This is a genomic window from Methyloceanibacter sp. wino2 (assembly GCF_003071365.1).
GTDB lineage: Bacteria > Pseudomonadota > Alphaproteobacteria > Rhizobiales > Methyloligellaceae > Methyloceanibacter.
Genome location: NZ_CP028960.1, coordinates 295,113 through 306,909, shown reverse-complemented (window position 1 = coordinate 306,909; position 11,797 = coordinate 295,113). Strand labels below are relative to the sequence as shown.

The window sequence follows — 11,797 nt, the reverse complement described above, 5'->3', positions numbered from 1 at the left end:
AATTAAAACGCTGCGGCCCGTTCTGTGCTAAGGCGGCACGTATTCCTTTAATTGCCGCCGCATTCCTGCGTCAGAGCCGCTTTTTCTAGGCCCGACGCGCCAAATTGGTTCTGCCCGTCCCGCCGATCAGCGTCCAAGGGCTTCAGACTCATTGACATGAGTCACCCACTATTAGGGTGTTGCCGGGATATTTGGCAAGTGCCGTCAGTCAGATCGGCCCTCCGTCACAACGGACGCTTAACCAGGCGTGGTTAATATTTGGGTCCTATGGAGGATCGATTTGGGGCACGACGCGGCCTCAAAAAAGGTCCAGTAGCCGCTCAACGTGAACGAAACGGCGCTCGTCGCGTTGGGTGCGCAAGGCGGAGTTCGAGTAGGTCAAGTAGGACGAAATGCGCATTATGCGACACGTGGCGGGGAGAGCACTGGCGTTGCTTCTGGCGCTCCCCATCGGAGTCCTTGCGTTCACGGCCGTGGCTCAACCCGCAATGGCCGAGCGCGGAGCAGTCGCGCGAGATGCACGTCTCGCCGGGGACCGCGAGCGCACACGGTTCATTGCCGACCTATCCAAGAAAGTGGATGTGAGCGTATTCGCGCTCGGCAATCCCTACCGGGTGATTGTCGACGCTGCAGACGTCAGCTTCCAGATGCCGGACGGAATCGGGAACGAGAAGCGCGGCCTCGTCACGGCCTTTCGCTACGGCTTGTTCGCCCCCGGTAAGTCGCGCATCGTTTTGGATATCAGCGGTCCGTTCTTGATCGATCGTTCCTTCGTGCTCGGCGCGCGCGACGACCAGCCGGCGCGGCTTGTAATCGACCTCGTGCCGACGGACGAGAAGACCTTCCTGGCAAAGCAGCAGGAGCAGCGCAGCAAGGCGGCGGAGTCCGACCCAACCCCTGTCCCACTGGCCATGGCGCCCTCGGGCGATGAAAAGCCCGTCGTTGTTCTGGATCCCGGTCACGGTGGTGTCGATCCGGGAGCCAAGAGCGCCAACGGGGTTCAAGAGAAGGACGTGGTTCTGGAGTTCGCCAAGCGGCTCCGGAACAAACTGGAGGCCACGGATCGCTATCACGTGTACATGACGCGCGACGACGACACGTTTCTGCCGCTGAAGGAGCGGGTCAAATACGCCCGGGAGAAGGGCGCCGGCTTGTTCATCTCGCTTCATGCCGACTACTTTCCGACCGAGATCGACGACGTGCGGGGCGCTACGGTCTTCACGCTCTCCGAGGAAGCGAGTGACGAAGAGGCGAGAGCCCTGGCCGCCAAGGAGAACTTCTCGGACGCGATTGCCGGTGTGGAGCTCCCGAAGGACTCCGACGAGGTCGTCACGAATATCCTGATCGATCTGGCACAGCGCGAGACCAACAATCGTTCGGTGGTGATGGCTCGTTCCATCGTGGGAGAACTGGCCGCCAAGGGCAGGCTTCACACCAAGCAGTTGCGCTCAGCGGGCTTCCGGGTTCTCAAGGCGCCGGACGTCCCTTCGGTCCTCTTGGAACTCGGCTTCCTGTCGAATGAGGAGGACGAGAAACAGCTCACCTCCGAGGTCTGGCGTGAGCGCATGGCGGGGGCCATCAGCGCCGCGGTCGACAATTATTTCAAGAAGCGCCTCGCCCGGGCCCCGTTCTAGCGCTCGCAATCCCCGGATTCCACGGTACTATTGCGTTTTGTTGCCATATTCTTGGTTAGGTTGAAGTTGGGAATCCCGCCGGTTTGGCAGGCGGGTCAAAATAGTAGAGCTCACATGGACATCACGGCACCGGTAAAGCCCCCTAAACAGGGGAAAAAGAAGAAGCGCGGCGGGTTTTTCCTGCGGCTCTTGGGCTTTGTCTTTGCCGCGTGCATGATCCTGTCCATCGCTGTCGCGGGCGCGGTGGCCTTTGTCCTGTGGAAGGTGTCCCAGGAACTGCCCGACTACGAGAATCTCGCCCGGTACGAGCCGCCGGTCATGACGCGTATTCACGCCGATGACGGACGCCTCATTGCCGAGTATGCGCGGCAGCGGCGTATCTACGTTCCGATCACGGCGATTCCGAAGCGGGTCATCGATGCGTTCCTGTCCGCCGAGGACAAGAATTTCTATCAGCATGGCGGCCTGGACATCCAAGGTATTGCCCGCGCCCTCATCGCGAACTTGAGCGCGATGCAGTCCGGCAGCGGCGGTAAGCAGGGCGCCTCGACCATCACACAGCAGGTTGCGAAGAACTTCCTGCTGACGAGCGATCAGAATATCGAGCGCAAGCTCAAGGAGGCGATCCTCGCCATCCGTATCGAGCGCGCCTTCACCAAGGACCAGATCCTCGAACTCTACCTCAACGAGATTTATCTCGGCGGTGGCGCCTACGGTGTCGCGGCCGCGGCCCAGCGTTATTGGGACAAGGCGCTCAACGAGCTCACGCTGGAAGAGGCGGCCTATCTCGCGGTCCTGCCGAAAGCGCCAAGCCGCTATCATCCGATCAAGCAGCACAAGCGCGCTCTTGCCCGCCGCAACTGGGTTATCGACCGGATCGTCGAGAACGGTTATGCGACGCCTGAAGAGGGCGACGCCGCAAAGGCTGCGCCGCTCACCGTCCTTGCCAAGAGATACGGTCCGCGCATCCACGCATCGGAGTATTTCGCCGAGGAAGTTCGCCGCGAAATTCTGGATCGCTTTGGCGAAGACAAGCTTTATGGCGGCGGGTTCTCGGTCCGCACGTCGCTCAATCCGCGCATGCAGGCGATCGCGCGCGAAGCGCTCGTGGATGGGCTGACGCGATACGATCGCGCCAACGGCGGTTGGCGCGGCCCGGAAAAGAAGATCGAGATCTCGGGAGACTGGGGTAAGACCCTCGCCGACATTCCGGTGTGGAGCGATATCGAGCCATGGAGGCTCGCGGTCGTCCTCGAGGTGAGCAACAACGACGCGAAGATCGGGCTGCGCCCGGGCCGCGACAAGCAGGGCCAGTTGGTCACGGAACGTGAGACCGGCACCATCCCGGCAGCGCAGGTCCGGTGGACCCGAAAGCCGATCAAGTCGGCCCTGAAGCCCGGTGACGTTGTTTATGTGGCGCCGGTTGAGGCAAAGCCGAAAAAGGACGACGAGGGCGAGGCGTCGGAAGAGACGGTCGCCACGACGATACCCGGGGAATGGTCGCTTCAGCAGGTTCCCAAGGTCAGTGGCGCGCTCGTGGCGATGGACCCGCATTCGGGCCGCGTTCTTGCCATTGCCGGCGGATTCAGCTTCCACCAAAGCCAGTTCGACCGGGCGACCCAGGCTCTGCGGCAGCCGGGCTCTTCGTTCAAGCCGCTCATCTATCTGACGGCACTGGACAACGGCTATGCGCCGAACAGCGTCATTCTCGACGGCCGCATCTGCGTGAGCCAAGGCCGAGGCATGCCGCCCTGGTGTCCTAAGAACTATTCCGGCGGCGGGGCTGGCCCCTCGACGCTGCGCCGGGGCATCGAGAAGTCGCGGAACCTGATGACCGTGCGTCTGTCGCGGGATATCGGGATGCCGGTCATCGCCGAATATTCGCGGCGGTTCGGCGTCTACGACAATCTGATGCCGGCGCTGTCCATGTCTCTTGGCGCTGGTGAGACCACGCTTCTGCGTATGGTGACGGCCTATTCGATGATTGCAAACGGCGGCAGGAAGGTGGAGGCGACCTTCATCGACCGCATCCAGAACCGCTACGGGCGCACCATTTGGAAACACGACAAACGCGACTGCAACGGATGCGCGGCGCGGGAATGGACGAGCCAGGCGGAGCCCGAGCTTGTTGAGGTCAATGAGCAGATCGTTGATCCGATCGCCGCTTACCAGATGGTCGGTATCATGGAGGGCGTCGTCACGTCCGGTACGGCCCGGCGTCTGGTCTCGCTCAAGCGGCCGATTGCCGGCAAGACGGGCACGACCAACAACTACAAGGACGCTTGGTTCATCGGCTATACGCCGGACCTCGTCGTCGGCTCCTATGTGGGATACGACCAGCCGAAGCCCATGGGCCGAAGCGCGACGGGCGGCGGTCTCGCGGCGCCGATCGTGAAGCAGTTCTTCGAAGAGGCTTTGGAAGGTGTGCCGCCGAAACCGTTCCGCGCGCCGGAGGGCACGGTCATGGTGCCTGTGAACCATCAGACCGGCCTGCCAGCCCGGAAGGGACAAGCGGGAACGGTCATGGAAGCATTCAAGCCTGAGCAGGTTTCCGCCGCGGCCGCCGCCGCGGCACAGGGGGCTCAGAACGGTGGAGGCGGGCAGGGAGAGTCCTTCCCGAACTATCCAACGGCAGCCGCAGCACCTGCCGCGGCACAGCAGCAGGCCGCGAGCCCGCCGCCGGCCGCAGCGCCGCAGCCGCAACGCCGCCGCCAGCAGCGACGCGGGTTTTTCGGGCGCTTCTGACCGTCGCCTGAACGCATCGGCTACAATCCGATGATATGAGAGATCGCGGGCGCGGACCGGTTCCGCGCGCGCTTTTGTTTCACGAACCAACAAGACATCACGAGGGTAAGATGCGAGCCGAAACCGAGGCGCTTGTTAACGAGATCAAAGAGTCGCTCTCCTTGTTGCGGAGGCATCTTTGACCCGGACCAAGCCAGGGCACGCCTAACGGAGCTCGACCGCGAAGCCGAAGATCCGGATTTCTGGAACGACGCGGCGCGCGCGCAAGGGCTTATGCGCGAACGCCAGCAGCTCGAGGCCGCACTCGCCGCCTACGATAGCATCCAGGCAGAACTCGACGACAATCTGACTCTTGCCGCGCTCGGCGAGGAAGAGGGCGACGAGAGCATCGTCACCGAGGCCGAGGACTCCTTGCGTAAGTTGCGCCAGGAGGTGCACAAGCGGGAAGTCGAAGCGCTGCTGTCGGGCGAGGCCGACGCAAACGATGCGTATGCGGAGATTCACGCCGGCGCCGGCGGTACGGAGAGCCAGGACTGGGCCCAAATGCTGGAGCGCATGTACATGCGTTGGGCCGAGAACCGTGGCTACAAGGTCGAGCTGATCGGCGAAAGCCCCGGGGAAGAAGCGGGGATCAAGTCGGCCACCGTTCTGATCAAGGGGCTCAACGCCTATGGCTGGCTCAAGACGGAATCCGGGGTGCACCGCCTGGTGCGCATCTCGCCGTTCGATTCCAATGCGCGCCGTCACACCAGCTTCGCCTCGGTTTGGGTCTATCCGGCGATCGACGATGCGATCGAGATCGAGATCGAGGACAAGGACGTCCGGATCGACACATATCGCGCGTCGGGGGCGGGTGGTCAGCACGTCAATACGACGGACAGCGCCGTGCGCATTACCCATGTTCCGACCGGCATCGTGGTTCAGTGTCAGAACGAACGGTCGCAGCACAAGAATCGCGCCACCGCGTGGTCGATGCTCCGGGCACGTCTCTACGAAGCCGAGCTCAAGCGCCGCGAAGAAGAAGCGACGGCCTCAGCCGCATCCAAATCCGAGATCGGCTGGGGGCACCAGATCCGCTCATACGTGCTGCAGCCCTACCAGCTGGTGAAGGATTTGCGTACGGGCGTGGAGAACACGAACCCGCCGGCGGTTCTCGACGGAGACATCGACGGCTTCATCGAGGCGGCTCTGGCGGAGCGGATCAACACCGACGCCAAAACGAGCGCCTAAAGGCAAACACGAAAACGAAGAAGCCGTGGACGGGAGGCCCCGCCCACGGCTTCGGAATCGCTAAGAGCCAAGTTCGCCGCGAGGACTACTCAGCGGCGTTGCTCGAGAAAGGATTGCCCGCGGACGGCGCGGGTGCGTTGTGGCCGGCACCAGAGGAATCCGCCGCCAGAGGATCCTCGGACCGGCGCGACTTTCCTTCGAAGTAGGCGCCTTGCTCGATCGCCAGGCTCTGATGATAGATGTCGCCCTCGACATGGGATTGGGACTGAAGGCTCACACGCAGGCCCCGGATGGATCCCAGAACCTTCCCGCGGATGACGACGTCCTCGGCGATTACCGAACCGTCGACTTGGGCCTTGTCGCCCAGGAGCAGCGAGCCGCAATGAACGTCGCCCTTGATCTGACCGTCGACTTGAATCTCACCCTTCGATGAGACGTTTCCCTCGATCGTGAGGTCCTCGCCGATGATGGATGGGATCATCTTGCCCATTGCCGGGGCCGCTGGCTTCGGCTGGGGCGACGGCCGCTCGGTGAACGGCGAAGATTTGGACTCCGGAGCAGGGCTGGGCCGTTCGCCACCCAGCTTGGCCATTGGACTGCTCGGCTCAGGTTTCTTTGTGAACATCGCTGGGTTCTCCCCCTCAAAACGCGTGACGCAACGCGAAATACAACCCGGCATTCGGGCCCACACAACCAAAACCGTTACGCCCATAGAAATTCGCTATGGCAGCGTAGACGGCCAAGGCGCAACACCCTGTTGCTCCGTAAACATTATCGTTTCCGGCCTGTCTTGTCATGTTGCTTGTCATGGCCTTGCGCTAGGGTGTGTCCTGTTCTGCTTAGAGCTTGATTCGCCTTGGTTTAGCCGATTTTGAACCATCTTAATCCAACGAGACCTTAGAGCGTTGCCTCGCGCACATGGTAACGACACGTTTGCGTCGGCGCGCGTGCCGGACACGTTTCCTCGTACCGGAAATTCGAGAAAGTCGGGGCAGGGATCGCCTCGGCTCGATGGCCTGGATGCGCACCGGGTAGAGGATGCGATCTTGCGGAGGCGATACATGCGAAACAGCGTTCCTCACTTGAAGAACGCGGCATGGAGACCCCGGCACGTCATTGGGGTCCGTGGCTGAATGGACGAACAGATCGCAGGAGCCCTCGCCAAGATTACCAAGCATGGCGGCAAGGCCATCCGGGCGCTCCCGGAGCAAGGGCGCCAACTGGTCAAGAGTGTCCCGGCGCCTGTGCAGATTCAGCTGGCGCGGCTGTCGTCTCGCGGCGCCCATGTGTTCCGCGAGATTTTCGCAGGGATTTTCGTTCTTGGGCTGATCGCCGTCGTCTTGGGCTATGGGCGTTTGTCGCGCGGTCCCATCTCGCTGCCGGGTCTCGTGGCGCCGATCGAGCATGCGATCAACGATCAACTGACCGACCTCACCGTGAAGATCGACGACGCCGTTCTGCAGCGGGGCGACAATGGTCCCGGTGTGGTCCTGCGTTTGCGCGATGTCCGTTTGATTGACCCGGAGGGGGAGGTCGTGGCGCAGGCGCCGCTTGCCGCGGTCGGCCTCAGCGGTTCGGCCCTGCTGTCGGGCAAGATCGCGGCGGGTAGCGTCGACTTCATCGGTTCGCGGCTGCTCATGACCTATAACGAGCAGAACGGCCTGTCTTTGGCGTTCTCCAAACCTGGCGAAGACGGCGCTCCGCTCATGCGGGGGCCGATCTCCTCGGACCCGGAAGGTGCCGAGCCGCCCGTCGACCCCGCGAAGAGCGCCAAGCGCTTCAACCTGACGAATGCCGTCAATGAAGCGTTCCAGCGTGTACGCCGGTCCGACACGTCCTATCTGACGCGCTTCGGGCTGAAGGACTCGATCGTCGTTTTGTACAGGGACGGCGCACAGACGTTCTGGCAGGTGCCCGATTTCGCGCTCAATCTGGACCACCACGATCGCCGCAGCGTCCTCGTCGGAAACGCCAATGTGGCGTCGAGTCGTGGCGATTGGCAGCTCGAGGTCCGCACAGCCCAGAATGCCAGCACCAAAGGGCTAGAAACGCAGATTCTGGTCAACAACCTGGTGCCGTCCGGGATCGCCGGCAACTTCCCGACCATCGGCTTGCTGCGGGCGCTGGATATGGCCGTGGACGGCGAAGCTCTGGCGAACCTCGCGCCCAATGGCGATTTCATTGGCGGCGAGGCGAAGGTCCGCTTGGCGCCCGGCCAGATTACGCCCCCATGGGATCCGGATACGCCCGTGCGGATCGAGCGCGGCGAACTAACGCTTCGCTACATCACGGAGACCCGGGTCATCGAACTTGCTCCGTCCACACTGCGATGGGGCAAGGACTCACACGCGACTTTCAGCGGCGCGTTCGTTCCGGTCTTCGACGACAAGAACGAGGTCCAGTCCTGGACCTTCGACATCAAAGCCAACGACTCCGTTCTCGGTGTCGAGGAATTTGGCCTCGGTCCGACCGAGGTCGACCGATGGCATATGAAGGGCAGTGTGTCGGCCGCCGACGGCAGCGTCACGATCTCGCGCTTTGTCCTCCGGGCAGGCGATGCGGAGATTATCGCGAAGGGGAAGATCACGGACTCGTTCGGCGATCCCGCGGTCCGGTTGTCCGGAACGATCAGCCCGATGCCGATGGAAATGTTCAAGCAGATGTGGCCACGGTTTCTCGCAGGCGCAGCGCGCCAATGGGTCTTGGAGAACGTCGAGGGCGGCCAGGTTCTCGGCGGCTCGTTCAACGTCGCGCTCAAGCCGGGGATGCTCGACGACATCAAGGAGAAGAGGCCCATCCCCGCCGATGCCGTCGAGATGGACCTGAAGTTCACCGAAACGTCGGTCGCCTACATTCCCGAATTACCGCCCGTCCGCACGGGCGAGGGAACGTTGAAGCTCGCCGGCGCGCAGTTCTCCGTGGACATTCCCGCAGGCAAGGTCACCGTGGCCAACGGCATGGAGATCGACGTCAGCGACGGCCGGTTCTTCGTCGCGGACATCCGCGACAATCCGAATATGGGCGTTGTGACTTTCCGTGGAGCGGCGCCGACACCGGCGGTCACCACGCTTCTGGATTATCAGCCGTTCGGATTCATCACCGGGGTCGGTTTGAAACCGGACTTCCTGGGCGGCACGGCCACGGGCGAGTTCACCTTCAACATTCCCCTCGTGGAGAACCTAAATCCCAGGGACATCAAGATCGCAGGCGTGGCGCACTTGCAGAATGCCATCACGCCGGGCCTCGTCGGCGATCTCGCGATCGAGGGCGGCGCTGTCGACGTCAATCTGACAAGCGAAGGCGTCAGCGCATCGGGCAATGTGACGATCAAGGGCGTGCCGGCCTCGGTGCACTGGCAGCGTCTGTTCTATGCGCCCGAGAACGAGCAACCGCCGATTTCGGTGACCTCGGTGCTCGACGCGGCATCGCGCGAGAAGCTCGGCCTCAAGGTCAACGACATCGTGAACGGGCCGATGCCGGTGACGCTCTATCTCAGCGGTCTGAGCAAGGGGACCGGTCAGCCGGATACGTCCAGGATGACGATGGTCGGTGATCTGACCGACGCCGAGCTCGTGTTCCATGCCTTTGGCTGGAAGAAACAGCCGGGCCAGGACGCAAAGCTCAGCTTCGTCGTGAACAAGAAGCCGGACGGCACGACGGACCTCGAGGACTTTCAGATCACCGGACAGAACCTGGCGATTTCCGGACAAGTCGCCCTCGACACCGAAAATGAGATCAGGACGCTCTCGTTCCCCAAGTTTGCGTTCGGCACACTCACGGACATGTCCATTCAGGCGCAGCGGCGTGACGACGGCGTGATGCAAATCCACGCCGAAGGGCCGTCCTACGATGCCAGGGACTTCTTCCGTACGTTGATTTCGGCCGACCAGCTGACGGACAGCACCAAGGCGGAATCCGGCGACGACACAAATATCGAGCTGACGGCGAAAATCGGCCGGCTCGTTGGATACGACAACAGCTATGCGACGGACGTGGACGTTGCGTTGACCAAGCGCGCGGGCGAACTGGTCGCCTTGAACGGGCGGGGACTGCTCGGCGGGCAGAAGTCCGTGAATGTCGAGTTGCAGCATAGTGACGGCGCCCGAATCCTCGTGGCCAATGCGGACGATGCGGGCACGGCCTTCCGGCTGATCGGCTTCTACCGCAGCCTCCAGGGAGGCATCGCATCACTACGGGTCAACATGGATGCGGGCGGCGTCCGCAAATCCGGCACACTGCGTGTCCGTGATTTCGCCATCGTCGGCGACAGCGTCGTTGCCGATGTCCTCAGCGATCCGAGTTCGGCGGCGGCGCTCGGTCAGCACCAGCACGACGTCAAACGCCAGATCGTGTTTAAGCGTCTGCGCGCGCCCTTCATCGCCGGCGGCGGAAAGTTCCAGCTCGACGATGCCTATGTGAATGGTCCTGAGCTCGGTGCGACGCTGCGCGGAACGATCGATTTCAATGCGCGGAAGCTCGACCTCGGCGGAACCTACGTGCCGCTATATGGACTCAACTCGGCTCTCGGCGCGGTGCCCGTTCTCGGGCGCGTCCTGGTCGGCCGGCAAGGTGAAGGCGTCGTCGGCATCACCTTCGCCATCAAGGGCAAGCTCGACGACCCGACCGTGCTCGTCAATCCGATGTCGGTGATGACGCCCGGCATCTTCCGCCAGATCTTTGATTTCAACAGCGGCGTGCCCCAAGGGACAACATCGGCGGGCACGGAGACGTGGGGAGAGAACACCAGCACGGAACGGCCCCGCAAGAAGCGGCGCTTGCGTCCGCTGCAAAATGCGCGGGAGCGGCGGGGCCTGAACTAGACCGGCCGGATCAGGGCGTGGCGCTTCTTGCCGAGCGACAGCTTGATCACGCCGTCCGCCGTGAGATCGGCGGGGGTTAGAACCTGCCGCTCGTCGTTCACCGCCACGTCGTTGACCTTAAGCCCGCCGCCTTTGACCTGACGCCGCGCCTCACCGGTGGACTTCACGAAACCCGCTTGAACGCTGGCCGTGAGCACGCCGAAGCCGCTTTCCAGCTCCGCCTTGGGGATTTCGATCGTCGGCAGTTCGGCGGCGAGCTGCCCTTGTTCGAACGTGGCGCGCGCCGTCTCTGCAGCCTGTTCGGCCGCTTCTCGTCCATGAACGAGCGCCGTCGCTTCCGTCGCGAGAATCTTCTTGGCGTCGTTGAGTTCGGCGCCCTGAAGGGCCGCCAGCCGGTCGATCTCGTCGAGGGGGAGTTCGGTGAAGAGCTTGAGGAAGCGCGGCACGTCCGCGTCCTCGGCGTTCCGCCAAAACTGCCAGTAATCGTACGGGGACAGCATGTCCGGGTTGAGCCAGACAGCGCCGTCGGCCGTCTTGCCCATCTTGGCGCCGGAGGAGGTCGTGAGCAGCGGCGTGGTCACGCCGAAGAGCTCGACGCCGTCGGTCCGCCGGCCGAGTTCGATGCCGGTGACGATATTGCCCCATTGGTCGGAGCCGCCCATTTGCAGGCGGCATCCTTCGCGCCGGTGGAGCTCCACGAAGTCGTAGGCCTGGAGCACCATGTAGTTGAATTCGATGAAGCTGAGATTCTGCTCGCGGTCGAGCCGAAGCTTCACCGAGTCCTGGCTGAGCATGCGGTTGACGCTGAAGTGCCGTCCGTAGTCGCGCAGGAACGAGATGTAATTGAGCTTCTCCAGCCAGTCGGCGTTGTTCAGGAGGATCGCATCGCGGTCCCCGGTTCCGAAGGTCACGAACTTTGAGAAGACGCGCTGAATGCCCTCGATGTTCGAGGCGATCGTCGCGTCGTCGAGCAGCTTGCGGGCTTCGTCCTTGCCGGATGGATCGCCCACCTTCGTCGTACCGCCGCCGATCAGCACGATGGGCCGGTGACCAGTCTGCTGCAGTTTCCTGAGCAGCATGATGCTGACGAGGTTGCCCACATGCAGGCTCGGTGCCGTGCAATCGAAGCCGATGTACCCGGTGATGATCTCTTTGCGGGCGAGGGCGTCGAGCGCGTCCTCGTCGGTGCACTGGTGGATATAGCCGCGTGCGGAAAGCTCGTGGAGTAGGTCGGACTTTGCGGTGGTCATCGTCGGACGTGCAGATTGTAGCGAATGGAATCGAGCGCGGCGTGCGCCCGCCCGAGCGTCTATCAGGTTTGGCGCGTCAATGCACGATCACGAATCCACGCTCGCGATCAGTGAGAAC

6 protein-coding genes are annotated in these 11,797 nt (G+C 62.7%); 4 read left to right on the top strand and 2 right to left on the bottom strand.

Features of this window, described 5'->3' with window-relative positions:
- Positions 1–392 precede the first annotated feature (392 nt).
- The 3 genes from DCY11_RS01485 (at position 393) to prfB (ending at position 5,609) form a co-directional block, all read left to right on the top strand.
- Complete coding sequence (locus tag DCY11_RS01485; RefSeq protein WP_245409419.1) at positions 393–1,634, top strand: N-acetylmuramoyl-L-alanine amidase; 1,242 nt, start codon at positions 393–395, stop codon at positions 1,632–1,634.
- A 114-nt stretch (positions 1,635–1,748) separates the two neighbouring features.
- The gene (locus tag DCY11_RS01480) at positions 1,749–4,379 is read left to right on the top strand and encodes a penicillin-binding protein 1A (protein ID WP_108680866.1); all 2,631 of its coding nucleotides are present in this window, start codon (positions 1,749–1,751) and stop codon (positions 4,377–4,379) included.
- A gap of 110 nt (positions 4,380–4,489) precedes the next feature.
- Positions 4,490–5,609 (top strand): peptide chain release factor 2 gene (gene prfB, locus DCY11_RS01475; protein ID WP_371515019.1). Its coding sequence is split into 2 segments (ribosomal slippage): positions 4,490–4,555 and positions 4,557–5,609, totalling 1,119 coding nucleotides; the frame shifts between segments, so codons are not numbered across the junction.
- Between the two features lie 85 nt (positions 5,610–5,694).
- Here prfB and DCY11_RS01470 read toward each other — a convergent pair.
- On the bottom strand, positions 5,695–6,234 hold the full coding sequence (locus DCY11_RS01470) for a polymer-forming cytoskeletal protein (RefSeq protein WP_159079723.1): 540 nt from the start codon (positions 6,232–6,234) through the stop codon (positions 5,695–5,697).
- A gap of 508 nt (positions 6,235–6,742) precedes the next feature.
- Here DCY11_RS01470 and DCY11_RS01465 point away from each other — a divergent pair.
- The gene (locus DCY11_RS01465; protein ID WP_108680859.1) at positions 6,743–10,429 is read left to right on the top strand and encodes an AsmA-like C-terminal domain-containing protein; all 3,687 of its coding nucleotides are present in this window, start codon (positions 6,743–6,745) and stop codon (positions 10,427–10,429) included.
- Here DCY11_RS01465 and tyrS read toward each other — a convergent pair.
- Positions 10,426–11,679 (bottom strand): tyrosine--tRNA ligase, encoded by a 1,254-nt coding sequence (gene tyrS / locus DCY11_RS01460; RefSeq protein WP_108680857.1) that lies wholly within the window; start codon positions 11,677–11,679, stop codon positions 10,426–10,428. The two genes, DCY11_RS01465 and tyrS, sit on opposite strands and share 4 nt — an antisense overlap.
- Positions 11,680–11,797: the final 118 nt, after the last annotated feature.

Bases quoted from the DNA above. Each gene is read 5' to 3' on its own strand.
- DCY11_RS01485 (WP_245409419.1), top strand. From the start codon at position 393: ATGCGCATTATGCGACACGTGGCGGGGAGAGCACTGGCGTTGCTTCTG.
- DCY11_RS01480 (WP_108680866.1), top strand. From the start codon at position 1,749: ATGGACATCACGGCACCGGTAAAGCCCCCTAAACAGGGGAAAAAGAAG.
- DCY11_RS01470 (WP_159079723.1), bottom strand. From the start codon at position 6,234: ATGTTCACAAAGAAACCTGAGCCGAGCAGTCCAATGGCCAAGCTGGGT.
- DCY11_RS01465 (WP_108680859.1), top strand. From the start codon at position 6,743: ATGGACGAACAGATCGCAGGAGCCCTCGCCAAGATTACCAAGCATGGC.
- tyrS (WP_108680857.1), bottom strand. From the start codon at position 11,679: ATGACCACCGCAAAGTCCGACCTACTCCACGAGCTTTCCGCACGCGGC.